Genomic DNA, 26,101 nt, shown 5'->3' with positions numbered 1-26,101 from the left:
TCTTTACCAAAAAAGCGTTTTGTTAAGAGTAGTACGACGCAGGGTTTGGGGATGATCCGGCGCTAGAGAATTCGGACGGACTGATGAAGAGAATCCTTCTTGCAGAAGATGACAATGATATGCGGCGCTTTCTAGTCAAGGCGCTGGAAAAGGCGGGCTATCACGTCACGCATTTCGACAATGGTGCCAGCGCCTACGATCGCTTACGCGAAGAGCCGTTCTCGCTGCTTTTGACCGACATCGTCATGCCGGAGATGGACGGGATCGAGCTTGCACGGCGCGCCTCGGAGATCGACCCGGATCTGAAGATCATGTTCATTACCGGCTTTGCCGCCGTTGCCCTGAATTCCGATTCGAAGGCGCCAAAGGATGCCAAGGTGCTGTCGAAGCCCTTCCATCTGCGCGATCTCGTCAACGAAATCGAAAAAATGCTGGTCGCAGCTTGAGAAGCTGCGACATTCTTTCGTTCCGGCAAAGAAAGCCTGATAAGTTCTTCAGGCGCTATTGACGGGGCTGATTCAATATGGTGTATGCGCCCCGTCAGATGGGCGTGTAGCTCAGCGGGAGAGCACTACGTTGACATCGTAGGGGTCACAGGTTCAATCCCTGTCACGCCCACCATCTGAACCCTCCCCTATGGTTCGTATATTATATGTCTGCAGCGCAGATGTTGAGGCTGGCCGAGCCAGAAATCCTAAACCTTCGCACGCTTCAAGACGTCATTGATTTTACTTTGCCAGCCCTTGCCCGTGGCTTTGAACTTGGCAACGACGTCTGCATCGAGACGAATCGTAACCGGCATTTTGGTCAGATCCGCCCTTGGCCGGCCGCGTCTGGCAATTTCTCTGTCCATCTCGGTGGCAAGCTCTGGGAGAGCTTCACGGAAGGGCTTCGCTTGGGCGATCTCTTCCGTCGTCAACGGCGGGCTATCGACTGCGTCCCAATCCTCTTGTGTGAAACCACGACCCGGTTCAAAGCCTGTCTTGAACGTTTTTTTGACCATCAGAGCAAACGCCTTTCGTCTATACGTGCTGGACGCATCGAGATCACCGACAATGCTTCTTTTCCAAGCACGTTAAAGACCACCACAATCATGCCGCTCTCGAAACGACCGATAGCTTTGCTGCGGCCTGCCCTGGCTGGAATGATCATCGAAGCAAGAAAGAACTCAAACGACAAGGCAGCAAAGTCCAAGCCATGCTTCGATATGTTAGCCAATCGTTTAGGTTCGTCCCAAATGATCTTCATTTATAATGTACGTACATTAATTCATTAAACAAGGGTCTTCCTGCGCACAGTTAAACCCATTGCATTCTCGTGGCGCAAGCGTTCTCCCCCATGTATGATCGGTGTGAGCGTAGACGAGCGCGGGGGCATCATGGATTGGAACGAGCTTTCAGGGCCGCAGTTGAAAATCCTGCGCGAGGCTATACTGCGCTCGTTTCCGACAGTGTCGCGCTTCGACATGTTCCTCTCCGACGAACTCGACAAGGGGTCGCTCGCCAATGAGGTCGGGCCCGGCAGCTTCGAGCAACAAATCCATGCCTATCTGATCAGCATCCAGAGCGAGGGATGGACCGACAGCCTCGTCGACGCCCTGCAGAGACAACGCGGCAAGAATCCGTGGGTGCGGCGTCTGCCCGATGCCATCCGTGCAGCGGGGACCTCCGCACCGGAGCGCTTGGCCGCCGCCCCCTCGATGCAGCTCGAAAAGATCGTGCAGGGCGGTGGCTTTGCCGATCTGAGGATCTGGGCGCAAAGCCTCGCTCTCGTCAGCGCGGCGACGTGCAGGATCGAGTTTCCGAGCGGGCAGGCCCAAGGCACCGGGCTTCTCGTCGCGCCCGATCTGGTCCTCACCAATTATCATGTCGTCAAGCGGCAGTTGAACAAGGAGGCGAGCCCCGCCGACATCGTTTGTCGTTTCGGGTATGCCCGCGACGCCAACGGGCTCGACGAGGGCACGCCCTATAATCTTGCCGCAGGCGACGCATGGACGCTTGACGCCAGCCCGTTCGATACGGTCGACACCGGCGGTGCAGGCATCGCCAGCGCGTCGAACCTCGATTACGCGGTGCTGCGCCTTGCATCGCCGCTGACCGACTGGAAGCCGATCCGCGTTGCAGCCAATATCGCTCTTCCCAATGCTGATTTGCCAGTTCTCATCGTCCAACACCCGGCGGGAACGCCGCAAGCGCTGGCGATCGGCAAATCGCTCGGCACCAACGAGAACGGCTCGCGCTTCCGCTATGACGCCGATACGCTCGGCGGCTCTTCCGGTTCGCCGGTCTTCAACCAGCGTCTTGAACTCGTCGCCCTGCACCATGCAGGCGATCCGCGGTCCGAGATTCGTGCTGCCTACAACCAAGGCATACCGATGGGCTTAATCGTCGCTGCCTGGCAGGCCAAGCAGCTTCCCCCGTTCTGGCAATAGGCCTAGCCTGCAGCCGCAATGAACGCGGTGGTCTTTGGCGCCGCGGTGAGATTGCTCTCGATTTCCGCCAGCACCACATCAGCGACCGCCTGGTGCGACAGGCGGCAGAACATGGTTTCGGTGCTTTTGAAGGTCTTGTTCTCGAAGAGCTTGTTGACCGGCGCGCCGCCCATGCACAGGTTGAAATAGGCGCAGCTTGCCTTGCATCGACTGACCCCTTCATCGATATCGCGCCACATCGCCCGGAACGCAGGCGATGCCAGCACACCGGACGGCGTCGCATCGGCTAGATTTCCAATACAGAAATCCCCAAAGGCTTCATTTTTGAGGCCGGCAAGTTCAGGCGAGAAAGTGAAGAGATCGCCGCCGGACGATACGGTCACGATCCCGAACGGAGCGTTCTGCGAATTGTAGCCGAAGTAGCCGAAGGCCGGGCTCTGCAGGCAGGCGAGAAGGTCTTCGCGTTCGCGGATCAATATGGGAGGATCGGCTGCGCGCGCTCTTTCGCTCACGTGGGCGAAGAAACGGCGGAATGCGGTGTCAGACCCTTCCGCCTCAAGCGTCGACGTTTCAACGGAGCCCTCTATTTCTTCGACGTTGAAACCCACATGGCGAATATCCTCCGCATTGAAGAAATCCATGAGTTCGTCCGCAGCATCGAGGGTCGCCTTGCCGACGACGCAGATGATATGGAAGGGGACGCCGCGGCGGCGCAGATGATCGATGCCGCGCATGACCTCATCATGCGTGCCTTTCCCCGATCGCGTTTTGCGCCGTGCATCATGCAGCCGCGCTGTTCCGTCGAGGCTGACACCGACACGCATATGCGTTTCCAGGAAGAAGTCACACCATTTGTCGTCGATCAGCATGCCGTTCGTCTGCATGGCGTGCGGCACGGCGAGTCCGGCCGGCGCCACCCGATCGAAAAGGGCAATGGCCTGACGATACCATTCCGGCGCAACGACCAGGGGCTCGCCGGCGTGCCAGACGATTGTAAAGTCCGGCGCATTGAGTTTTGCGTCGAAGATGAAGCTGGCGGCGCGGCCGACTGTTTCCAGCGGCATGACTGTCTTGTCGTTACGATGCGGCAAATAGCAATAATCGCAATTGATGTTGCAGAACGCCGTCGGCTGCATCACCAGCAGCCGGGTCGTGGCACGCAGGGACTGTGCGTCTAGTAATTCTGCCATCCATTCGCCCAGTTCGGAAAATTACCGAAGTTCGGAAAATTCTGCCACTGCGCAATCTGCGTACTGTCAGGCTCTTCTGCCAGTTCGGGCTTGCCGACTGCTTTCAGATAATCCGACCTGATCTGACCAAGCCTGTCGATCGCCCGCAGGTTTTCCACGGCGACAGGTGCTTCGGGCGCTGCGTTCCCCGGCTGGGTCAGTGCGACCGCCGCCAGGGCGCCGAGACCCAAAGTTCGCAGATTACTCGTTACTTTCATCTTCAACTCCAGGCCAACCTTTATCGGGTTTCGATACAAATGCCCTGCATTCCGCGATGTCCTTGCACGTCTGCGGCAAGCGATATTTGAAACCGGCAGCACCCTGAAGCGAGGCTCCGCTGGCATTCTGCCACCGCATCTCGAGGATATCGCTCAGCGGCTGCGTTCCAACGAGATATCGCCACTTGCGCAACTTGACGTCTTCGAGCCACAGCCAATCGCCCTGAACGCCTGCGTCGATGATTTTGGGACCGATATATACGATGCGGGTCCGAGCGGTATGCCCATCATCCGGCTCGGCAAGGCCGTTCGCGGCATCCCTGTACTGCACCTCTATCGTGTTCTGGCAGTCCGACAGATCATCGAGGCATTTCTTGTTGTCATAACCCGCCCTGTATACCACAAGCTGCTTGTCATTTGTATCAAGATCGACGGGACCGGCGTCACAGGTGCGATAGGTCGGCCTCGTGTCGAGGCCCCTGACATCGTCGGGTCCGCCCTTCCCTGCCGTCGCCCTGAAAAGGTTGACCTTGTAGGACCGGCACGCCCGTCCGTCTTTCGCCGCATCGTTCCCTTGTCCGGCGGTCAGCAACCCTGCGCCAGCCATTCCGGTCGGGACCTGGATCGGATCAGAAAGGCCTGTCGTTGTCCACAGATACACATTCGTCCGCTTGCCCGCATGTTCCGGGCCGATGTTCGGAATCAAAAAGCCGACGACCGCGCCGGCCTGGACGAACTTCACATCCTGGATATTTACGTCTGCCAGCCGCGTGCGTATCTCGCGATCCTGAACGAGGAGGTTGATTTTCTCGCCGCTTTCGGTCGAGCGCGGCCCACGAACGCCAAACTGCGTCGGTGTGTTGAGCCGCCGCAAGCCGACATAGGTGTCGAGCCGCGTGGTCATGTTGTTGCTGGGTGATTCCGATACATCGAGACGGAAAACCCAGTTGCCATCCTTGGAAGCGCATTCGAGTTTTGTAACGGTACTAATGAGGTTTCCATCGAAGGGTGACGGCACCTTGAACGCTATCTTGGACGCATCTAATGCGCCGGAATTCTCGGTCGCCTTCTTGCAGTCCACGTTCTGGATTTCGCCCTTCGGCAAGCCAGGCTCGAACGAAACCATAAGATCGGCGCCATAGACCGCCCGCGCACCGGTATCGATGAGGCCGATGGTTTTACGCAGCACGGATTTCTGCTGTTCGTCATGCGTAGATTGATAGTCCGCTTTTACCGTGTCGATCAGCCATTTCAGGGCGCGATCGTCAGCACCGTTACGAGGGGCGGTCGAGTTGGCGAAATCATTGACTGCGAGCGCACGGTTGAGTTGCACCGCAAGGCCGTCAGCCCTGACGCGCTCATTATTGGCCCACAACGAGGCTCCAAGCGCGACCATGGCCAAAACGGCGATGGCGCTGACACCCCACATGACGAGGGTCTGCAACTGGTTGACCCATTTGCTGCCCCATTCGCGCCACTTGACGGCGTCGCGCCAGAGGTCTCCTATCCAACGAATACGCTTGTCCGGCTCTACCAGGGCCTGGCCAGTATCGCCGATCGAAACAAGTTGCTTCTTTTTCTCGACAAGAACGTCCTTGGCCCACGCATCGCTGTAGCGGGAATCCGGGCCGAACAGGAGGCGTAGTGTCGCCTGGCTTTCCGAAGGGATGAGCGTGCTCGCCGCCTCCCAGTTTCTGTGGAACAAGCGATGCAGCAGCCCGCTTTCGATATTGTCGATCGCCGGAAGCTCCTGGATTGCGAGCTGCGCCAGGCGCTGTTCGAGGCGCTTTTGCAATTCGAGATGCTGCTTGTACGCCGCCCAGTTACGGATGAGCGACTCGTGCGTGACATTGTAGATGTCCGACCTCTCTCCGCTCTCGGATGGCAGGAGCTCGACGAGGCCCGCATCTTCAAACTTTTGCAGCGCATCGCGCAGGTAGGACCGAAGGAGCCCCTTCGCCGCCTTCGATGTTCCGAGCCGAACCGCGCCGGCGCTCGTCGCCAGCATCTCGTCGACCGAAACGAATTTTCTCACCGCCTGGCCGCCATCATCGAGCTGCGCCAGACAGCACAAGGAAACGGAAAGAATTCCTTCCGCCTCAAGACGCAAATCATTCTGGCCGCCCTTGAAGCCCTGCTCCTTCGCCATCGCCGTCATCACGTCCTCGGCTTCGGCGAAAACCCGATCGGCGGCGGCGTTTAGACAGCGCCCGAGCCGGCATACCTGCTCGTTGGCCGCCGTTGGCGTCCAACCGGGAACGGACGCAAGGTGCTGCGTGTCGATTTCGAACTGCGCATCCTTGTTCTTTGCCCGCCTCGCAATCCAGTCATCGACGGCGTGTTCCCAGACCAGCGGCAGAAAATGCTGCAAGAGGGGCAACTTATCGGCCTTGTGCTGAAGAGCTTCGCCGGCCTCCCGGTACGCCTCCTTGAGCTCCTTCACCGATTCTGCCGTGTAGGGTGCGATCCGCGCTTCGGTGGCAGCGTCGAGGGGCAGTTCCCAGAGCTTGGCAAGTCGGCCTGCCGGCTCGACGATTGCCGCCTCGATGTCATCACCGGTGACGAGGTCAACCAGATACATCGAGGAATTGATAACCTCGGCCATGCCGGCATATTCGGAAAACCGGTGCAGTTCCTCGCTGCGCATCGTGGCAACCGCGAAGAGACAGGCAGGCTTGTACTCGTAAATATCGCGGAGCAGGCCGATCAGCGCCTTGCGGCCATCCGCATCGCACTCCTTGCGGAATATCTCCTCGAACTGGTCGATGTGAAGCAGGAGCAGTGGGCGCCCGCTCCGCTCGCCATAGCTTGCGGCTTCGTCAAAAGTCGCAAGCACTTCACTGACGAAATCGAATACCGACCGGGTCGATATGGTGCCTTTCGTCGGCGAAATTTCGCGATCCAGCCATCGCAGCGTTGCTGTCTCGACATCGTGCTGTGTTGCATCGTCGGGCCATTCGATACCGAACTCGCGCGCCGCTCCGCGTATACGGTCCGTTGCCCCACGGATCGAGGCCGACTTTTCCGCAGTAGAGCGCTCGGGGAAATCGCCTTTGGGCATGTCTTCAGTATCGGGATCGACATAGGCGAGGTCGATGATCGAACGTAGAACGCTCCACAAAGCTTGTTGAAGCTGTCCGATCGGATCTTTTGCCGGCCGCATTTCGGCGACATACCATGCGCCCCATTGCCCCTTGATCGGAATACTGTCGAGTTCCGCGATAAGGCCAGCGCGTGTCAGCGAAGATTTGCCGCTGCCCGAGCCGCCGACGACAAAGGTCATTCTCCCGGATGTCGCCGTGTTCTCGGTCTCGCGATTGGCGAAGAATTTTTTCAGATCGCGCTTTTGTGTTTCGCGGCCACAGAAATACCGCGCAAGGTCCCTGCGAAAACTGCGCAGGCCCGGATAGGGGGTCGTGATGAGGATACCCGCCCCCTTGGCGAAACACGATTTGTCACCCGCTAGCCAGCGCCGGATGAAGATCTCGGCATGGGTCTCCGGCAGGTCGGTCGCTGCACCGGGGATTACGTTCACGCGTACCGCCTCCCTAGTGGTGCATCATGTCTTTGGCCGCATCGATCAGATGGTTCATATCGCTGCTGTTGAAATCGATCTTGTTGTTGTCGCGTCTGACCTTGAGCAGGTTCCAGCGCCGCACAGAAAGGCCTTCGTCAAATTTGAGACCATCGAACTTATCGAAATTCTGAAACAGCACGGCGATACGGAAAATCTTCGGCTCGCGATCCGGAAAATATTGTCCGACCAGTCGGTCGATCCGCGTATCCCAATCCTCGAAATGATTGATCGTATGCTGCTTATCGCCGGGCCTGGTTCTCTGATCATGGGCGGCGACGATATTCAGCTGCGCCCGATTAAAACGGCTCACACTCTCCTCGAGGCTATCGAGCGATACGGCGACTGTTTCATATTCGCCAGGCTTGACCACGGTCTGGCCGAGCTTTTGCAGGTTGGTCGAAAGAAGCTGGCGGTTTGGATCGCTGTCGGGAAGATTTTCGAAACGCGTACGCAGCTTGCTCTCGCAAAGGTCGCCGAAGCCGGCAAGTTTGGCAAGCTTTGCCCCGATTTCTTCGACCGAACCTTTCCAGGCGTTCTCTGTTTTCGGATTGATCTCCGTGCTGTCCCACCACTCGCCTGCCGAGCGCCAGTAGACGCGCTGGAACTTGCTCACGCTATCGCGCCAAATGCCCACCACATCGTCGTTGGAATACCCGAGGGCGTCCATGAGCAGCGGGATCATCTTGTCCTTGAGCCCGCCGACAGTGGTGTTTCGCTCCGATGCGGAGCGTGTAAAAATCGGCGGATATCGGAAGAACTCGTCACGCTGCGGCACGGTCATCCGCATTGTATCGCCCCAGCCATCCTCCCAGTACTGTACACGGTCAGCGTTGAATCGGCGCAGATATTGAAAAAGCGCAACGTCGCCGGCCTGCGTACCCGGATCGGTGTCAGCGGTCGACGGCGTCCCAAGCAACAAGACATTGGACAATTTGGGTGACAGCGGCTCGTCCGGCAGATTGAGAAAAGCCTGAAGCTCAGCGCGGACGCTAGCCCGATCTTTTGGATCATTCTTGAGCTCCCGCAAGAATATTGGCTCGTCATCGATGGCAGGATACTTGGCGCGATAGCGGTCCTTCCATTTGTTCCACCAGTTGCCCATCTCCTCCTTCTCATAGATGAGCATGAAACGTTTGCGCGCCTCGGGAGGACCCGAACGGGATTTGAGCCAATCGTTGAACGCATGGTCGAATACAGTACCATCCGTCGCTTCGAGATTTTCGAGATCGACCGGCGTTACAATAGCGAGGAAATACTTGGACTGGCTGATCTGCTCTGCTTTGAGTTCAGTAACTTTCGCCCACAGTTCAGCAGTAAATGGATGGTATTGTGCAAAGTAATCGAAGACGCCTTCGTCATCGCAATACTTGAAAGCGACTTCCCCTTGCATGTAGGTCCGGAACCACATGTTGCTGTCGATATCGACTGGGTCCATAAGCGACTGGATCTGCGCGCGGATTCGCTTCTTTGTCGTCAGAATGCGCAGGAACTTGTCCATCAGTGCTTCGGGAATAATCGTATCGACAATGTAATCCTGCAGCGCCTCCTCATAGCCGAGGTCCGGATTGACCACCGTTGCGGGAAGCGGCAAAAATTCCTGATCGGATAGAAAGATAGAGAAGAGGTTCAGGTTGGGAAACGCCTGACCAATCAAATATCGAAGCAATTTGATTTCACTGCCACTCAAGTCACTCACGCAAGCGTCCCCCGAGACACGAGAACTCTGATTGGTCAATATAGCATAAATTACTTAAAGTTCACTCGGATAGACTGGAGAATCTTTAATCACTTGGTATTAACATGTTCGACCATAACTTGTTCATCGCCCGACTTCTACAACTAAGTACTCGATTTCATTGCAGAAAACACTGAATAGCCCCGCAGGCGTTCTTACTTTACGTAGCGTGGTTCGGATATAGCGGCGTTACAATCCCTGATCTATCATTATGTCATACAGCCAGAACGCTCTCGAATACTGAACGGCGCTTTCGACGGTGTGGATTGCCGCAATCACCTCTTCTTGAACCAACTAATTCCTTTGGAGCAAATGGGGCAGGCTTCAGCAGATTTCGCTTGATCAGGCGCAATTTTGTGTCAAGATCGTCAAATATTCGCTTGAATATTACAAGTTACTAAAGCATTTGCGACAACTTATAGTTGATAATACTGGAGTTTATTAGGCTTATTGGTCTTGCACCAATGCTGAAGATTCCGGGTCGGATTACTTTGCCTATTGAATAGCAGTGCATGGCGGCAACCCGAGGAACGCGACCTGACGGCGATATCGGGAATTGACGCGGACGGCAGACTGGAGTTGCGCCCGTTTTACGAAGCCAGGCGTTGGCGGGTCTTGGACCATGTTCCATTTTGCGGAGGATAGGATGCCTGCGACCCCTCAACTGCTCGATCTGACGGCACTCGGCACCATTGGCGGCATGACGCTTGCAACGACCGCAGTGACCAACGGCCTTTGGCGTTCCCTTGGCTGGCAACCGCGATGGCTGGGGCTCGCAGTGTCGTTGGTGATCTGCCTCGCAACGGCCTTCTTTGCCGGCAGCACCGCCGGAGCCGACCTCTTCCTTGCGGTCCTCAACGCCTTTGTCGTCTATCTCGCCGCGGCTGGCACGAGCGGCGCCGGCGCTGCGCTCCAGGGCGGCGGAGCGCCCGCTCCCGCAAATGAGGGGCGCGAACTGCCCGGAGTGGACGAGGGACCAGCGGAAAGGCAGTTCCTGCGCTCCTGGTTTTGACGAATGGAGCTTTCGCAATGAGTTGCGCCCGAGGGCGGACAGGTGGGGAAAATGGGGAATACGGACGCTGACAGGCTGAAGGATTATCTGACGCTCATCACCAGGAAACATGGCGGTATCGAGCCCATCAGAAACATGCTGGAGGAGCGGACCAAGGCTGGAGGCGATTCCGGTCTCGAAAGCATGCCCGGCGATACGGATGAGACGAGGCTCGCCAAATCCGGCCTCGAAGCGATCGAGCTTGGCCGCGATCCCTCCGAGGGTGAGCTTTACGGCCTTGAAGCGATCATCCTGCCGGACTTGCGCCCGGCGATCGACATTGTCGACAATACCTTTACCGTCACGCATCCACTCTGGCGACGCCTGTCGGATGATGCTGCCATCCGCACCAGGATAGAAGGGGTCATTCCGTCGATCGGCCGCATCGAATTGCCGGGCAACAACAAGTATCCCTATGGTGGCACCGGCTTTGTCGTCGGCGACGGCCTGCTCATGACCAACAGGCATGTCGCCGAGATTTTCTCGAAAGGGCTTGGCGACCGCAGGCTCGCCTTTATCGACGGCGCACGGGCGGCCATTGATTTCAAGCGCGAACAGGGACGGCCGACCGGCCCGATGCTCGACGTCGTTCGCGTGGTCATGATCCATCCCTATTGGGACATGGCGATTGTTGCCGTGCACGGCCTTCCCGCCACCGCCAAGCCGTTGAAGCTTTCGCTATCGGATGCGCGCGACCTTACGGGCCACGATATTTTCGCCATCGGCTATCCTGCCTTCGATCCTCGCAACCCCTCCGATGTCCAGAACGATGTCATGGCGGGACGCTACGGCGTCAAGCGGTTGCAACCGGGCGAACTCCAGGGCGGCATAACGACATCAAGCTTCGGCAAGATGGTACCCGCTGCGACACATGATTGCTCGACGCTGGGCGGAAACTCGGGCTCGGCAATTCTCGACCTTGATAGCGGCGAGGTCATGGGCCTGCACTTCGGGGGCCTTTACCAGAAGCAGAATTATGCCGTGCCGGCCTATGAACTGTCGCGCGACAGCCGCGTAATCGCGGCTGGCGTGCAATTTGCCGGAACGCCGGGCGGCGGTGCCAATGATTGGGGCGATTGGTGGCAACGGGCCGATGGTGCCGAACTTGTTGCGAATGGCGCAGACCCGACGATTTCCGGCACCGGGGATACCGCTTCCGGTGCCAACGCCAACGCCGCATCGTCGATCGCGATCAAGCAAGAACGCGAGGTGGGACGCATCGTCCTGCCGCTTCGCATTACCATTTCAGTCGACCTCGACGATCAGAAGGCCGTGGTCGTGGCAAGCGAAAGTGTGAGCGCCGACGACGCTGGCATGACTGAGTCCGCGCGGGCTCCGTTCCGCGATACGGATTTCAGCACGCGCAAGGGCTATGACGCATATTTTCTCAATGACCCAAGCCAAGAGGCGCTCCTCGCGCCGGTCGAGGTGGCCATGCCGCAGGCAGCGGATGCGAGCGTGCTCGCCAGGACGCTCACGGGATCGGACACGCTTCACTATGAGAACTTCTCGATCAAGATGCATGCGCAGCGCCGCCTCGCTCTGATCACAGCGTCCAACGTCACCAAAGCGCCTGACCTCAAACGGCCTGAACCCGGTCGCGACTATACGCGGCGCGGCCTTTCCGGCCTCGGCGAGAGCGACCAGGAACAATGGTTTACCGACCCGCGCCTCGATGAAGCCCTGCAGATTCCGGATGTGTTTTTCACCAGGGATCGCAAAGCTTTCGACAAGGGCCATATCGTGCGCCGCGACGACGTTGCCTGGGGCGCGACCTACGATCAACTGCGTCGGGCGAATGGCGATACCTATCACGTTACCAATTGCTCGCCGCAGGTCGCGGGGTTCAACCGGGCCGCCAGCGGCCACGAAAATTGGGGCGATCTTGAAAACTGCGTGCTCGCCGAGGCAGCCAACGAGCGGCTCTGCGTTTTCGCTGGACCGGTGCTCGACCCTACAGACGAAGTCTTCACCGGTGTCGGCGACGGGCGAACTGTGCTGCGTGCCAAGATCCCGTCCCGCTACTGGAAGGTGATCACCAGCCGCGTGGCCGATGGCATCGCCGCCTATGGATTCATGCTTGAGCAGGACCTTGCCGACATCGATTTCGAATTCGCCGTGCCGGCCGAATTCGTGCCGGCAATGTATCCGATTGCCGACATCGAACGCCTGGCCGGTGTCCGCTTCGACGAACAGGTGCGCAAGGCCGATCAGTACGAGACGGTTCGCGGAACCGAAGTCGGGCTGCACGCAGGCACTCGCCGGAAAAAAATGGCGGCGGGCGGAACGGCTCAACCCGCTCGAACGCAAAAATAAGGGAGGGTACAATCGATGCCACGTTGTCCTTTTGCGACCTGGAAGCCGATCAGCGGTTCGTCTGGAACCTACACCGGGGGCCCGTTCAAGATCGTTCATCACACGACCGAAGGAAGTTCCGCGGCCGGCGCATTCGCCGCGTTCAAGGCGAACAGGTCCGATCCGCATTTCACGGTCGATGCCACCACAATTTACCAGCACATCGATACGGACACTGCGTCACGGGCGCTCAAGAACCTCTCTGACGGCGTCCAGACGAACCGCGATTCAGCCATCCAGATCGAAGTCGTAGGGTTCGCCCACCGGCCAAAGGTTCGCGCCACCCTCGATAATGTTCGACGGCTTTGCCGCTGGCTCGAAGCTACCCATTCCATTCCGAAAGTCTGGCCCAATGGCTTGCCCAAGCCTGCGGTCAACGGTCAGGATCCGGGCGGCCATAACCGCAACGCCAGTATCTGGGATACAAAGGGCGGCCATTACGGCCACAGCAATGTGCCCGAAAATACCCACTGGGACCCGGCCTACACCAAGCCGGAAGTCGATTACCTGATGCTGGAAGATACTGAGGGACCGGAGATCGTGGAGGGGCTGGAAACCATCCCGTTTTCCGATCCCGGGCTTGAAAGCGACCATTCGCATATGCCGGACCATGCCGATCCGCAAGGCACGCATACTGAAATGCCAGTAAGGCGACCGGCACGTGCCCGGGCCAAGCCGGCTGCAAAGGCGCCTTCGCGGCCTAAGAAGACCGTCAAGTTCGACGAGAGCCCCGTGGGCACAGTCAAGGTCGCAAGGGCAGCAGCCGGAACGAAGAAGGCCCCGCGGACGCCTGTAAGGGACAAGGCGCCGCGGAAGATCGACTGAGCACGCTAGGCGGCGCAGGCTTCGCAAATGGCGGCGACGTGGCGATGATCGGTTCCGCAGCATCCGCCGAGGACGCGCATCCGCGGAAACGCGCGTGTCAGTGCTTGATATCGGCGTCCGAGATCGAGTGGATCGCCCGCATCGAGCGTGGTCGAGTCGTCGAGTTCAGCGTGACTTTTGGTCGAGGCATTGGCTCTCAGGCCGCCAATGCGGCGCGTCCACGCTTCGCCCTGTTCCAGGACCTGCGCAAAGTGCGTGGGATGCGCACAATTGATCATGTAATATTGCGGCGACCCCCCCGTCGCCTCGTCGACCCGTTCGATCGCTTCCCGCAGAGACAAACCCGTCACCAGCTTGCCATCGGTTTCCACCGTGAATGATATCACACAAGGCATTTCACTGGCGCGGGCGGCGCGCGCGATGCCAATCGCTTCGTTGTAGTTGGTGAGCGTGTAGGCGGCGACCAGATCGGCTTCGGTATCGGCAAAGGTTGCGATCTGCGCGGCATGATAGGCTTCGGCCTCATCGGCATTCATATTGCCGGCCTTGTAGCCGTCGCCGCGCGGACCGATTGCGCCGCTGATGACGCAGGGCGTTGCAGCCGTTTCATACTCCTGGCGAAGTTCGACAAGCAGATCCACCGAACGGCGGTTGACGGCGTCCAGTTCGGAGCGGCCGTAGCCGAGCTTGGCGCCCCAGTCCGCGTTTGCGCGCCACGTCGGCGTGTCGAGGATGAAGCCGGTAGCGTTCTCTTTCGCCACTTCAAGATAGCGAACATAGTAGTCTTTGAGATGCTGCCGTCCCTCGTCGGTCGACATCAACACGAATGCGGCAAATTCCGGCAGCTCAATGCCCTCAAGGAATATGAGTGTCGTTTCCATCCCCCCATCGCTGAGGAAAAAGTTGCCGGAAAGCTGCGGCAGATTGTGGCGATATTTTGCCATGATCGTCTCCAAGGTTACTGCCGCACTCCCCGGTCACTTGACCCTTGTCGGCATGGTCCTTTTTGCGCTCTTTGGGCTTCACGATCTAGAAAGCTTGCGGTGCGGCGGCGGATCGTCTGACAAACCTGTTGTCGTATCATAGACTTAGCTGCCGCAATGGCCCGGATCGCCCTTTCCATGCTATGCTCACCAATCGCAAAACTGTATCGACGGTACAGTAGTTCTGGGGAAGGCCATGGGCAAGGGCGCGGAAACCCGCGAACGGATCATCGAAATCGCAGAAGCTTCGGTCCTCGCCAAGGGGTTCGGCGCAACGTCGATCGAAGAGATCATTGTCGAGGCCGGTATCACCAAGAGCGGCTTCTTCTATCACTTCAAGGACAAGAACGAACTCGCGCACAAGATGGTTCGGCGCTACGTTGATGAGAACAATCGCGTTTTCGACGAGATTTTCGAACGCGGCCATCAATTGTCAGACGATCCGCTTCAAGCCTTCCTCATCAGCCTCAAGCTTCTTGCAGAAACCATGTCCGACCTTCCGAGCGGCCATCCCGGCTGCCTCATTGCCAGCATCTGCTATCAGGAAAGGCTCTTCGATCGCAATGTGCGCAATTTAATCGCCCAATCGGTGAAGGAATGGCACATGCGGTTCCGGGCGATACTCGATGACATTGCCACTGTTCACCGTCCACGCGATGCGATCGATCTCGGCGATGTGGCCGACATGCTCTCATGCATTGTCGACGGCGCGATCATCATGTCGAAGGCGCTCAACGATCCGAAGCGTATCGAACGTCAGGTGTTGGCATTTCGCAGCTTCGTCAAACTGTTGTTTTCACCGGCAACCGCCCAGCTCGAAAAACCATCCGTTCCGGACAGCATACAGGCCGCATGAGATGGCGCTCCTTTATGACGGGATGACATTCACGCCATAACCCGCTATCGAACAGCCTTGAATAGATCACAAGACGTTCGGAAAGCGCGAAGTTATGAAGGAAGCGATTTCACTCAAGCAGTTGAAGGAAGCGGTTGGCACCGAGCTCGGCTGCTCGGAGTGGCGGGTGGTCAGCCAGGAAATGATCAACCAGTTCGCAGATGCCACCGATGACCACCAGTTCATCCATACCGATCCGGAGCGCGCAGAGAAGGAAACGCCCTTCGGCGGGACGATCGCCCACGGTTTCCTGACGATTTCGCTGCTCTCGACGCTCGCCTATGAAGCCTTGCCGATGCTTGAGGGCGCGACCATGGGCATCAATTACGGTTTCGACAAGGTTCGGTTCATGGCGCCCGTAAAGTCCGGCAAGCGGGTTCGCGCCCGCTTCAAGCTGGCGGATGCCGATATCCGGCCTTCCGGCCGCGTGCTAAACAATTACGAAGTGACCCTGGAAATCGAGAACTCGCTCAAGCCTGCGCTGGTTGCCAATTGGCTGACAATCGCGGTCCTCGAAAATCCGCCTGAAATGGATTGAACGGCGAGCGCTTGCCTCAAGCGGCGAGCTTGCCTTCCAGATCGAGCGGCGCCGCAATCCCCTTGTATTTCGTCACCAGTTCCTTGAATGGAAACGGCCCCTGCACGAACATGCCCATGTCGTAGGGGTTGCGAATCTGTGCGCCTTTGAGGAACAACAGGTGCATCTTGAAGAAGTTTTTCCTGGCACGGGCGTAACGCTTCGCGCTGTGGATGCGCTTGAAACGAATACGCTCGATGACCGGAGCCTGACGTGGCTTTATCCCAAGAGCCACTGCCGGATCGGATTTGTAGAAATGCACGATGTCGGTGACCGTCTGGAACTCCGCCCACAGGACCGGTGTCTCTTGCATGACCACGCGCACATCTTCACGCAAACCATTGGCGCGCGGGTGCAGTGCAATCATCAGCAGGCAGGAACCCGCAGCGACCAGTGACACCGGCTTGCGCCTGAGCAATTCCGGATCGATACGCCATACGTCAGCGATGGCCTCGACCGCGGGCACCGTACCCAGACTATGGGCGATAATGACGACCTCGTCAGCGTCGGTCGCTCGAAGCTTCTCGGCAAGATTGGCTGCAAAAGCCTTGCGGCGTTGGTTGAGAGCGGGATTGCGGCCGTAAATGCGGTCGGAAGCTGCAGCCCAATCGTCAAGCAAGTACGAGAAGAACACTTTCTCCCCGGGCCAACGGATGACCACACAGCCAATGACGAGCGCGAGCGGCACCGTCCATAGAAGGTGAAGCTTGCTGCCCTCGGCGAGCACGGGAAAGAGCCCAACCGCCAGCGCGGCAAGCGTCACGAAGCAGGCATAGGCGAACGGCCAGAGAAAGAAGATGCAGAAGCGCCAGCTGGTGCGCAGATATCGCCAGAAGGTGCCGGTCAACAAAATGTCGAGGAACGCCATGAGACCGGTTGCGAAGCGCGTCACGACGTTGCGCGCTGTATAGGCGTCGAAGATATCGGCCGAACCGTACTGGCAGAATTTCGTTTCGGTTTTCCAGTCGCTGCCGCGCGTCGTGATATCCATGGACGCGATGTCGTCGCCTTCGGCAACCATCGCACCGGCAACAGTTCTTGCGCCCCACAGCTTGTTGAAATCCGACGCGCTATTGAGATAACGCCCGCGCACCGCATCAGGGTGCAGGCCCTCATAACCGGTGAAATTGATGACGAGACGCTTTTTGACGGCCATTTCACTTCTCTCGGCAAAGAGACCACGCGAAATCGGCAGTCATCACAATCGCTGCAAACGCGGCAGCGATCCAAAGTGGATGGCTCCGCCCGCATGATCGCGCCGTTTACATGAAAATGGCCGGACTGCACAACCGGAACTTCATGCAGTCCAAAAATCAGCCGTCGATCAGACCCAGATGTCGCGCGCCGATTCCTGCAGGAAAGCGAAAGCATAGGGCGAGAACGAGCGCCAGCATTCGACGCGGAATGTGTTTTCCGCCGTGCGCCAGAGGACGACCTCGATCTTGCCGAGAACCGTGCGGGAGGCGGCCCCCACCGGGAATGCGCGTTGCGAAAGGTCCTGGGGACAGCCGCCATTGACGACGCCTTCCGCCCCTTTGCCCGAAACGATGATCCCGACATTGCGATGGGAAACGTCGACTGCCGAATGCAGTACCTTGGCCTTGGCGAGGTCCGCAACGAGGTTGCTTTCGCCGTCGTCGATGATCAGCCACTCGTCGGGGCCTAGCCACAAGGCGGCGCGGCTCCCATTCACGGCAGTCGATTTCGGTTTTGTCGGCAGCGCCAGACCGAGTACTTTCGAAAGGGCAGCGACAGCGTCCGGGCGGGCCCGCAGCGAGATACGTGTCGCATTATCAGCCAGCGTCACCGAGACCGCGGCCGGACCGGTGCGACCCGACTGCAACGGATGCAAGCGTGTTGCCTGGATCGTCTCAACCATTCAAACGCTCTCCCTTTTCATCGAAGAATACAGTTCCGGTGACTTCCACTTCGATCACTCCATTCGGCATCGGCACATAGAGCGTCTCGCCGAGCCGCTTCGTGCCATCGATAACCAGCGCGAGGGCAATGGAGCGGCCGCAATTTTCCGACCAGTAGGATGAAGTCACATGGCCAATCATTGTCATCGGCACAGGCTGGTTCGGATTGGCAACGATCTGCGCACCTTCCTCCAGCACCACCTTCGGATCAACGGTCTTGAGACCGACGAGCTGCTTGCGTCCCGGAGTGACGAGATCGCGGCGCAAGAGCCCGCGAATGCCGACATAGTCGGTCTTGTTCTTGCCGATAGCCCAGGTCAGCCCTGCATCCTGCGGCGTCACCGTGCCGTCCGTATCCTGACCAACGATAATATAGCCCTTCTCGGCGCGCAGGATATGCATCGCCTCGGTGCCATAGGGCGTCAGGCCAAGCGGCTTGCCGCGTTCATAGATCGCTTCCCAGACCGCCTGCCCGTAATCGGCCGGAACGTTGATTTCGTAGCCTGTCTCGCCGGTGAACGACATGCGGAACAACCGCGTCGGCACGCCGCAAATCTTGCCTTCGCGCACGCTCATATGCGGCATGGCTTCATTGGACATGTCGATCCCTTCGACCAGCGGCGCGATGATCTCGCGCGATCTTGGCCCCTGCACGGCAATAACCGCCCATTGCTCGGTGGTCGAGGTAAGCCACACATCAAGGTGCGGGAACTCGGTCTGCAGGTAGTCTTCCATATGGTTCATGACGCGGGGCGCACCGCCGGTCGTCGTCGTGACGTGGAAGCGGTCCTCGGCGAGGCGGCCGACAACACCGTCATCGTAGATGAACCCGTCTTCACGCAGCATGATGCCGTAGCGCAGGCGCCCGACGCCAAGCTTTTCCCATGGATTGGTGTAAAGGAGTTCCAGGAACTTCGCCGCATCTGGGCCAACAACCTCGATCTTTCCTAGTGTCGAAGCATCGAAAATGCCGGCCTCGGTGCGAACGGCAACGCATTCGCGGTTGACCGCGGCATGCATATCCTCGCCGGCCTGCGGATAATACCAGGCACGCTTCCACTGGCCGACATCCTCGAAGGCAGCGCCCTGCGCCGCATGCCAGGCATGCATCGGCGTGCGCCGTGTCGGATCGAAAAGATCGTGCCGGGCATGATTGACGATGGTGCCGAACGTCACCGGCGTGAAGGGGGCGCGGAACGTTGTGAGGCCCACCGCCGGAATCGGCTTGTTCAGAGCCTCGGCAGCGATGGCAAGGCCGTGGAGGTTCGATGTCTTGCCCTGGTCGGTCGCCATGCCGTTCGTCGTGAAGCGCTTGACGTGTTCAATCGAGTGCATGCCTTCGCGCACGGCGAGCCGGACATCCTTGGCCGTGACATCGTTCTGAAAATCGACGAAAGCCTTGACCGTCGTGTCTGGGCCGGCGCCGGCAGCCGAGCCGATCATCCCGCCGATCCAGCTGGCACTGCCGGTGGCGGTCAATGATACCGGCGTACCCTTGCCGGCAAAGCCCGCCTGCTCGGCCGACGATCCGCCGGCGGCGATGGCCTCATTGATCACGTCCTGCAAGCCGTCCGTGCCGTTGCAGGCACCGACCGACAGGCAGTCCTGCGCGTAGGTGCCGGGAAGGAACCTCTCGTTCGCCGCGTCCCACGCCACCTTGCCGCGCGACTGCGAGAAGAGGTGAACCGAGGGCGTCCAGCCTGCGGAGACGATGAGGGCATCGACGGCGACCTTGCGCTCGCTGCCGCCCCTGTTGGGTTTGATCAGCATCGATGAAACACGACGCTTGCCGCCGGCGCTGAAGACCGCATGTCCCGGCAGTACCTCGATACCCAGCGACCGCGCTTCCTCGACGATGGCCGATTTCGGGTTGTCGCGCGTATCGACGATGATCGGAACGTCGATCCCGGCTCGCTTCAGGTCGATCGCGGCCGCATAGGCCGAGTCGTTGGCCGTGTAGACGCCAACCTTGCGGCCGATCGCAACACCGTAATGATTGAGGAACATGCGCGCAGCCGAAGCCAGCATGACACCCGGGCGGTCATTATTCGCAAAAACCATGTGCCGTTCGATCGCGCCCGTCGCCAGCACGACCTTCTTGGCGCGAATCTGCCAGAGGCGTTCGCGCGGCATTTCCGCTGCCGGAGTGCTGAGATGATCGCTGATCCGCTCCGCGAGACCGACGAAGTTCTGCGCATAGTAGCCGAAGGCCGTCGTGCGGGTCAGTACGGTGACATTGTCCATGGCGCGCAGCCTGGCGATGGTCGCCGTCGCCCATTCGTAACCGGGCACGCCGTCGATGGTGACATCGCTTTCATAGCGCAGCGCGCCACCGGCTTCCGGCTGTTCATCGCAAAGGATGACGGTTGCACCTGTGGCTGCGGCGCTCAACGCAGCGGCAAGGCCTGCGGCACCGGCACCGACGACAAGCACGTCGCAATGGGCAAAGCGGTTGGAATAGCGGTCGGTATCCGGTTCGCCAGGAACCACGCCGAGGCCGGCGGCTGCGCGAATCTTCGGCTCGTAGATCGTCTTCCATGCGAATTTTGGCCACATGAACGTCTTGTAGTAAAAGCCTGCCGGCAGCATCGGCGAGAAAACATCGTTGATCGCGCCGACGTCGAAGGTCAGCGACGGCCAGCGATTTTGCGACTTCACCTTCAGGCCGTCATAGATTTCCTGAACCGTTGCGCGGACGTTGGGCTGCTTTCGTGACTTGTCACGCTCGATATCGACCAGCGCATTCGGCTCTTCGCTGCCTGCCGACAGGATGCCGCGCGGACGGTGATATTTGAACGAGCGTCCGACCAGATGGATGCCGTTGGCGAGGAGCGCCGATGCAAGCGTGTCGCCTTCGAGGCCGGTAAGGCTCTGGCCGTCAAATGTGAAACGGACTGTCTTTGCGGGTGTAAGCCGACCTGCGCCGGAAATACGGTTGCTGCCGGAATGAACCTGGTTGGTCATGGCTCAGGCCTCCGCTTTCTTGGTGCGCGGCGTGCGCGGCGCGGGAGATTCGACGACCGCTTCTGCCGGCGTCGTCCCTCGTGTCACAAGTTGCTCGACATTCGGCTTCGGTTCGCCGGCCTTGTAGACGGTCAGGAACTTGTCGGAAACGGAATCGCGCACGGCATTGAAGAACCGTCCGCAGCCATGAATGTGCCGCCAGCGCTCGAACTGAAGTCCCTTCGGATTTTGGCGGAAGTACAGGAAGGCGGCGAAATCATCGTCCGACTGGTCAACGATGGGGTTTGCACGGACCAGATGCGCTTCGCCGGCATTGCGGAATTCCAGTTCCGGGCGCTCTTCTTCACAATAGGGGCATTTGATGAGAAGCATGTCTTCGTCTCGTTTCTAAAAAAGTCAGTGCGCCACGGCAGCGGCGGCTGCCTCGTCGATAAGCCGGCCACTGGTAAAGCGCTCGATTGTGAACGGAGCGTTGATACGGTGCGGCTCGTCGCGGGCGATCGTGTGGGCAAACACGTTGCCCGAACCCGGCGTTGCCTTGAAACCGCCCGTGCCCCAGCCGCAGTTGACGTAAAGACCTGGAACCGGGGTCTTGGCCAGGATGGGCGAGCGGTCGGGGGTTACATCGACGATGCCGCCCCACGAGCGCAGCATCTTGAGGCGTGTCAGGACCGGGAACATCTCGCAGATCGCATCGAGTGTATGGTTGATGATGTGAAGTCCGCCCGTTTGCGAGTAGGATGTATACTGGTCGGTGCCGGCGCCGATCACCATTTCGCCTTTGTCCGACTGCGAAATATAGGCGTGCACGGTGTTCGACATGATCACACAGGGAATCAACGGCTTGACCGGTTCCGAGACCAGCGCCTGCAACGGGTAGCTCTCGAGCGGCATGCGGACGCCCGCCATGTTCATGAGTACCGACGTATGTCCGGCGGCGACGACGCCGACCTTCTTGGCGTTGATGGGGCCACGATTGGTGTCGACACCGACCACGGCGCCGTTGGCGGCGCGGCGAACACCGGTGACTTCGCAATTCTGGATGATGTGAACGCCGCGGTCTGCAGCCGCCCGCGCATAGCCCCAGGCCACGGCATCGTGCCGTGCGGTCCCGCCGCGGCGCTGCAATGCTGCACCGATGATAGGATAGCGCGCGTCGGCAGAGAGGTTGATCGGTGGGCAGAATTCCTTGACCTGCTCCGGCGTCAACCACTCATTGTCGATGCCGTTCAGTCGGTTGGCATGGATGTGGCGCTTGAACACTTGAACGTCGTGGATGTTGTGCGCGAGCATCATGACGCCGCGTGCCGAGTACATCACGTTGTAGTTGAGGTCCTGGCTCAGCCCTTCCCAGAGCTTTACCGCATGCTCGTAAATACCGGCGGATTCGTCATAGAGATAGTTGGAGCGGATAATGGTCGTATTGCGACCCGTATTGCCACCGCCAAGCCAGCCCTTTTCAAGCACGGCCACATCGGTGATGCCGTGTTCCTTGGCAAGATAGTAGGCGGTTGCGAGGCCGTGGCCACCGGCGCCGATAATGATGACGTCATATTCCGACTTCGGTTCGGGCGACGTCCACTGCTGTTCCCAGCCTTTATGGGCACGCATGGCTTCGCGGGCCAGAGCAAATACCGAATATTTCCGCATTACCTAATCCCTTTGCGCACAACTTGGCTTCGAGCGCCGATTGTTCAAAGATTTCTCGCCGGTTTCCTGTCCCAAAATCGACATGGACTTTATCGACATGCGCGGCGTGTTAGCGCATCACTATCGTATCTGTCCAAGCGTCTTTTGCCATTTTGCGACGGAGATTGGCGCGCGATGCCGGTCGGCCCGAAATTAAACCGTGGTCCATGGCTTTGGCGAACGAATATCAGCAATTCCATGCTAAATCGCCATGGACATCGTTTTGTGTTTCTGCTAATGCCGACCGCAGTTTGCGATGGATGACCGTCGCGAAGTCCGGTTTGTTGTCCCATGATCTTCGGTCCGGGATTAGTGACCAGGCTCAGTGAAATCTAAGAGATACAGGATAAAACGTGCAGGTACTCGTACGCGAAAACAATGTTGATCAGGCTCTCCGCGTTCTCAAGAAGAAGATGCAGCGCGAAGGCATGTTCCGCGAAATGAAGATGCATGATCACTACGAGAAGCCGTCGATCAAGCGCGCTCGCCAGAAGGCGGAAGCTATCAGCCGCGCTCGCAAGCTTGCCCGCAAGCAGGCACAGCGCGAGGGTCTTCTGCCGATGCCGGCACGCAAGGCGCCGGTTCGCGCCGCTGCGGCTCGTTGATCAGCCGTTTATCGACGCTTTTTAACCCGATATCGGGGTGGAGTGGCTTCACGCCGCGCCGCCCTTTTTTCGTTTGGTGCCATCGGAGCAAAAGAGCTTGCACGGCTCTGAGTTGTACGGGACACATAGACAATGACATATTCATCTGAACGCGCCGCCTACGGCAAATTTCCCTCGGTACGCTATGCCGGATTGTTGATCGCGTCGATCTCTGCGCTCGGCCTTGCCGGATGCCAGAGCACTTCGACCACCGACATGACCGGGATCGACAAGGCACAAGGATCGACCGAGAACATCAGTTCTTTGAATGATGTCATCCGCAACAATCCGAAGGATCCCGAGGCATACAATGTCCGCGGTTCCGCCTATGGTCGCGCCGGCAAGAATAATGACGCGATCAAGGATTTCAACGTCGCGCTTCAGTTGAACCCGAACTTCTACCAGGCCTATTCGAACCGCGCGCTCGTCTATCGCAATATGGGCGACTCCGCCCAGGCGATTGCCGACTACAGCCGGGCGATCCAGATCAACCCGCAATATGATGCTGCCTATATCGGGCGCGGCAACCTCTACCGCCAGGCGGGCCAGCTCGACCAGGCGATGAACGATTTCAACCAGGCGATCCAGCTCAGCACCACGGATGCCCGCGCCTACCACAATCGTGGTCTCATCTATCAGGCGCGCAATCAGCATAAGCAGGCCATCGAGGACTTCTCTACGGCGATCTCGCTGCAGCCCGATGCTGCGGAGCCTTATAATGGCCGTGGCATTTCCTATGTGGCGCTCGGCGATGACGACAACGCCTTCGACGATTTCAATACGGCGATCAAACTCGACGGCACGATTGCCGAGGGCTGGGCCAACCAGGCCCTGATCTACGAGCATCGCGGCGACAAGGCCCGCGCCGCCAAGTCCTACGCCCGCGCCGTTCAGCTTGACCCCAAGTACAAGCCTGCTGTCGACGGTCTGGCGCGCACGCGCAAGTCCTGATGCAATAGATGGGCAAGAGCGTCGTTGTCGTTTTTGCTCACCCTTTGAAAGACAGCCTTTGCGCGCACCTTGCTTCGCTCATAACCGCGAGGCTCGATGCGGCCGGTCACAGTATCACCTTCGCCGATCTCTATGAGCGCGGCTTCGACCCCCGCCTCACGGCAAATGAGCGCAAGGCCTATTACGCGGATGCTTATGACAGAAGCGCCGTGGCCCTCGATGCAGAAGACCTCGTCCGCGCCGACATTCTGATCCTTGTCTTTCCGACATGGTGGTTCGGCCTTCCGGCGATTCTCAAGGGTTGGATCGACCGGCTCTTTGTGCCGGGTGTTGCCTATGACCATGCCCCTGATTTTGGCCGTATGATTCCGCGGCTCACCAGGCTCAAGTCTTGCCTTGCCGTCACCACGCTCGGCTCGCCCTGGTGGATCGACTGGTTTGTGATGTTCCGACCGGTCCGCCGCATACTTTCGCGCGCCATCATCGGTACATGCGCGCCGCAGGCGCGGTTCTCCATGCTCTCGCTCTACAACACCGAACAATTGTCAGCGGAACGGTTGGCGGCCTTTGAGCGTCGGCTCGGGCGGAAATTGGAACGCCTGATCTAACAAAAAGCCCGCCGATGGCGGGCCTTTGCCGCATTCGCGAAACACAAGTTCAGTGGTCCAGCGCCTTGACGATATTCTCTACCATCTTCTTGGCATCGGCAAAGAGCATCATGGTGTTGTCGCGGAAGAACAATTCGTTCTCGACGCCCGCATAGCCGGAGCCCATGCCGCGCTTGATGAAAAGCACCGTCCCCGCCTTGTCGACATCAAGGATGGGCATGCCGAAGATCGGCGATTTCGGATCGGTCTTTGCCGCCGGGTTGGTGACGTCATTGGCGCCGATGACGAAGGCGACGTCGGCCTGTGCGAACTCCGAATTGATGTCTTCGAGCTCGAAGACCTCGTCGTAAGGCACATTGGCCTCGGCAAGAAGCACGTTCATGTGACCAGGCATGCGTCCAGCAACCGGATGGATGGCGTATTTGATTTCAACGCCTTCTGCCTTCAGCTTGTCGGCCATCTCGCGCAGGGCATGCTGTGCCTGCGCAACGGCCATGCCGTAGCCGGGCACGATGATGACCTTGGAGGCGTTCTTCATGATGAAGGCAGCATCGTCGGCGGAGCCCTGCTTGACCGGGCGCTGTTCGACTTCACCGCCGGCAGCAGTGCTGGTCTCGCCGCCGAAGCCGCCGAGGATGACCGAAATGAACGAACGGTTCATGCCTTTGCACATGATATAGGACAGGATCGCACCGGACGAACCAACCAGCGCGCCGGTGATGATCAGCGCGAGGTTGCCGAGCGTAAAGCCGATGCCCGCCGCCGCCCAGCCGGAATAGGAATTCAGCATCGAGACGACGACAGGCATGTCCGCGCCGCCGATGGGGATGATGATCAGGCCACCGAGCACCAGCGACAGGATGACAATCAGCCAGAAGATCGCATGGCTCTCGGTCAGGACCAGCGCGATCACCAGGAGCACTATGGCAGCAAGAAGAGCAATGTTGAGCACATGGCGTCCGGGCAGCATGATTGGCTTGCCCGACATGCGGCCGTCAAGTTTCAGGAAGGCGATGATCGAGCCGGTGAAGGTGATCGCGCCAATGGCGACGCCGAGCGACATTTCCACGAGCGCCTGGCCATGGATGCTGCCGACTTCGCCGATCCCGAAAGAGTCGGGCGAATAGATCGCGGCCGCGGCAACCATGACCGCAGCCAGACCGACGAGTGAGTGGAACGCGGCAACAAGCTGCGGCATTGCCGTCATGGCGATACGCTTGGCAATGTACGCGCCGGCAGCGCCGCCGATGGCAAGACCGAGGACGATCAGGCCGAGACCCTTGAAGCTAGGCTCGGCAAGTGCCAGCGTTGTCGCGATGGAAATGCCCATGCCCGTCATGCCGTAGTAGTTGCCCTGCCGGCTGGTCGTCGGATGCGAAAGGCCGCGCAGCGCAAGGATGAAGAGCACGCCGGAGACGAGATAAAGGAAAGTTGCGATATTCACACTCAT

At 58.9% G+C, this 26,101-nt stretch carries 23 protein-coding genes and 1 tRNA gene; 11 read left to right on the top strand and 13 right to left on the bottom strand.

Features of this window, described 5'->3' with window-relative positions:
* The first annotated feature begins 83 nt into the window (after nucleotides 1-83).
* Nucleotides 84-446: a cell cycle two-component system response regulator CpdR gene (locus tag BLR72_RS00225; RefSeq protein ID WP_027229490.1), complete on the top strand. Its 363-nt coding sequence runs from the start codon at nucleotides 84-86 to the stop codon at nucleotides 444-446.
* Nucleotides 447-546: 100 nt separating this feature from the next.
* Nucleotides 547-621: transfer RNA gene (locus BLR72_RS00220), tRNA-Val, on the top strand.
* A gap of 73 nt (nucleotides 622-694) precedes the next feature.
* Here BLR72_RS00220 and BLR72_RS00215 read toward each other — a convergent pair.
* Nucleotides 695-1,003 (bottom strand): BrnA antitoxin family protein, encoded by a 309-nt coding sequence (locus BLR72_RS00215; RefSeq protein WP_091943942.1) that lies wholly within the window; start codon nucleotides 1,001-1,003, stop codon nucleotides 695-697.
* Nucleotides 1,003-1,248, bottom strand: coding sequence for a BrnT family toxin (locus tag BLR72_RS00210; RefSeq protein WP_027229488.1), 246 nt, complete (start codon nucleotides 1,246-1,248; stop codon nucleotides 1,003-1,005). Before BLR72_RS00210 ends, BLR72_RS00215 begins: the two co-directional genes overlap by 1 nt.
* A 130-nt stretch (nucleotides 1,249-1,378) precedes the next feature.
* Between BLR72_RS00210 and BLR72_RS00205 the strand changes: the two genes are divergently transcribed.
* A complete protein-coding gene (locus BLR72_RS00205) occupies nucleotides 1,379-2,431 on the top strand; it encodes a trypsin-like peptidase domain-containing protein (RefSeq protein WP_175492244.1) in 1,053 nt (350 codons plus the stop codon).
* A gap of 2 nt (nucleotides 2,432-2,433) precedes the next feature.
* Here the strand turns inward: BLR72_RS00205 and grrM are convergent, their stop codons facing one another.
* Genes grrM through BLR72_RS00185 form a run of 4 tightly spaced genes read right to left on the bottom strand, consistent with a single transcriptional unit; the run spans nucleotide 2,434 to nucleotide 9,151 of the window.
* Nucleotides 2,434-3,621, bottom strand: a complete 1,188-nt coding sequence (gene grrM / locus BLR72_RS00200; RefSeq protein WP_244506583.1) for a cyclophane-forming radical SAM/SPASM peptide maturase GrrM/OscB — start codon at nucleotides 3,619-3,621, stop codon at nucleotides 2,434-2,436.
* Complete coding sequence (locus BLR72_RS00195; protein WP_139202480.1) at nucleotides 3,606-3,878, bottom strand: hypothetical protein; 273 nt, start codon at nucleotides 3,876-3,878, stop codon at nucleotides 3,606-3,608. Before BLR72_RS00195 ends, grrM begins: the two co-directional genes overlap by 16 nt.
* Nucleotides 3,862-7,413, bottom strand: coding sequence for an nSTAND1 domain-containing NTPase (locus BLR72_RS00190; RefSeq protein WP_091943932.1), 3,552 nt, complete (start codon nucleotides 7,411-7,413; stop codon nucleotides 3,862-3,864). The genes BLR72_RS00195 and BLR72_RS00190 overlap by 17 nt, the downstream gene beginning before the upstream one ends.
* A gap of 13 nt (nucleotides 7,414-7,426) precedes the next feature.
* On the bottom strand, nucleotides 7,427-9,151 hold the full coding sequence (locus tag BLR72_RS00185; protein ID WP_139202479.1) for a hypothetical protein: 1,725 nt from the start codon (nucleotides 9,149-9,151) through the stop codon (nucleotides 7,427-7,429).
* Between the two features lie 685 nt (nucleotides 9,152-9,836).
* Between BLR72_RS00185 and BLR72_RS00180 the strand changes: the two genes are divergently transcribed.
* From BLR72_RS00180 to BLR72_RS00170, 3 genes are read left to right on the top strand one after another with little or no spacing between them, the layout of a single operon-like run.
* Entirely contained in the window at nucleotides 9,837-10,202 is a 366-nt protein-coding gene (locus tag BLR72_RS00180) for a hypothetical protein (protein WP_027229483.1), read from the top strand.
* Between the two features lie 51 nt (nucleotides 10,203-10,253).
* Complete coding sequence (locus tag BLR72_RS00175) at nucleotides 10,254-12,557, top strand: DNA/RNA non-specific endonuclease (RefSeq protein WP_091943926.1); 2,304 nt, start codon at nucleotides 10,254-10,256, stop codon at nucleotides 12,555-12,557.
* 15 nt (nucleotides 12,558-12,572) lie between these two features.
* Nucleotides 12,573-13,421: a peptidoglycan recognition protein family protein gene (locus tag BLR72_RS00170; protein WP_091943923.1), complete on the top strand. Its 849-nt coding sequence runs from the start codon at nucleotides 12,573-12,575 to the stop codon at nucleotides 13,419-13,421.
* 5 nt (nucleotides 13,422-13,426) lie between these two features.
* On the opposite strand, the gene BLR72_RS00165 is transcribed toward BLR72_RS00170, so the two are convergent.
* Nucleotides 13,427-14,365, bottom strand: a complete 939-nt coding sequence (locus tag BLR72_RS00165; RefSeq protein ID WP_091943920.1) for a homocysteine S-methyltransferase family protein — start codon at nucleotides 14,363-14,365, stop codon at nucleotides 13,427-13,429.
* Between the two features lie 235 nt (nucleotides 14,366-14,600).
* On the opposite strand from BLR72_RS00165, the gene BLR72_RS00160 reads away from it, so the two are divergent.
* Nucleotides 14,601-15,260, top strand: coding sequence for a TetR/AcrR family transcriptional regulator (locus tag BLR72_RS00160; RefSeq protein ID WP_091943917.1), 660 nt, complete (start codon nucleotides 14,601-14,603; stop codon nucleotides 15,258-15,260).
* A gap of 94 nt (nucleotides 15,261-15,354) precedes the next feature.
* Nucleotides 15,355-15,837, top strand: a complete 483-nt coding sequence (locus BLR72_RS00155) for a MaoC family dehydratase (protein ID WP_091943914.1) — start codon at nucleotides 15,355-15,357, stop codon at nucleotides 15,835-15,837.
* A gap of 16 nt (nucleotides 15,838-15,853) precedes the next feature.
* On the opposite strand, the gene BLR72_RS00150 is transcribed toward BLR72_RS00155, so the two are convergent.
* From BLR72_RS00150 to BLR72_RS00130, 5 genes are all read right to left on the bottom strand, one after another.
* Nucleotides 15,854-17,032 (bottom strand): alpha/beta hydrolase family protein, encoded by a 1,179-nt coding sequence (locus tag BLR72_RS00150; RefSeq protein ID WP_091943911.1) that lies wholly within the window; start codon nucleotides 17,030-17,032, stop codon nucleotides 15,854-15,856.
* Between the two features lie 168 nt (nucleotides 17,033-17,200).
* Nucleotides 17,201-17,755, bottom strand: a complete 555-nt coding sequence (locus BLR72_RS00145; RefSeq protein ID WP_091943908.1) for a sarcosine oxidase subunit gamma — start codon at nucleotides 17,753-17,755, stop codon at nucleotides 17,201-17,203.
* A complete protein-coding gene (locus tag BLR72_RS00140; protein WP_091943905.1) occupies nucleotides 17,748-20,759 on the bottom strand; it encodes a sarcosine oxidase subunit alpha in 3,012 nt (1,003 codons plus the stop codon). Before BLR72_RS00140 ends, BLR72_RS00145 begins: the two co-directional genes overlap by 8 nt.
* 3 nt (nucleotides 20,760-20,762) lie before the next feature.
* Nucleotides 20,763-21,131, bottom strand: a complete 369-nt coding sequence (locus BLR72_RS00135) for a sarcosine oxidase subunit delta (protein WP_027229474.1) — start codon at nucleotides 21,129-21,131, stop codon at nucleotides 20,763-20,765.
* 24 nt (nucleotides 21,132-21,155) lie between these two features.
* Nucleotides 21,156-22,409 carry a sarcosine oxidase subunit beta gene (locus BLR72_RS00130; RefSeq protein WP_091943902.1) on the bottom strand — a complete coding sequence of 418 codons (1,254 nt, stop codon included), beginning with the start codon at nucleotides 22,407-22,409 and terminating at the stop codon, nucleotides 21,156-21,158.
* 392 nt (nucleotides 22,410-22,801) lie between these two features.
* On the opposite strand from BLR72_RS00130, the gene rpsU reads away from it, so the two are divergent.
* The 3 genes from rpsU to BLR72_RS00115 all read left to right on the top strand — a co-directional run bounded on the left by rpsU (nucleotide 22,802) and on the right by BLR72_RS00115 (nucleotide 24,651).
* Nucleotides 22,802-23,053, top strand: a complete 252-nt coding sequence (gene rpsU, locus BLR72_RS00125; protein WP_027229472.1) for a 30S ribosomal protein S21 — start codon at nucleotides 22,802-22,804, stop codon at nucleotides 23,051-23,053.
* A 132-nt stretch (nucleotides 23,054-23,185) separates the two neighbouring features.
* Entirely contained in the window at nucleotides 23,186-24,043 is an 858-nt protein-coding gene (locus tag BLR72_RS00120; protein ID WP_091943899.1) for a tetratricopeptide repeat protein, read from the top strand.
* 8 nt (nucleotides 24,044-24,051) lie between these two features.
* A complete protein-coding gene (locus tag BLR72_RS00115) occupies nucleotides 24,052-24,651 on the top strand; it encodes an NAD(P)H-dependent oxidoreductase (protein WP_091943896.1) in 600 nt (199 codons plus the stop codon).
* Between the two features lie 49 nt (nucleotides 24,652-24,700).
* On the opposite strand, the gene BLR72_RS00110 is transcribed toward BLR72_RS00115, so the two are convergent.
* Nucleotides 24,701-26,101: an NAD(P)(+) transhydrogenase (Re/Si-specific) subunit beta gene (locus BLR72_RS00110; RefSeq protein WP_091943893.1), complete on the bottom strand. Its 1,401-nt coding sequence runs from the start codon at nucleotides 26,099-26,101 to the stop codon at nucleotides 24,701-24,703.

The organism is Phyllobacterium sp. YR620 (assembly GCF_900104165.1).
In the GTDB taxonomy this organism is placed as follows: domain Bacteria; phylum Pseudomonadota; class Alphaproteobacteria; order Rhizobiales; family Rhizobiaceae; genus Phyllobacterium; species Phyllobacterium pellucidum.
The sequence above is the reverse complement of the archived record's forward strand: the minus strand, read 5'-3'. Positions and strand labels throughout refer to the sequence as shown.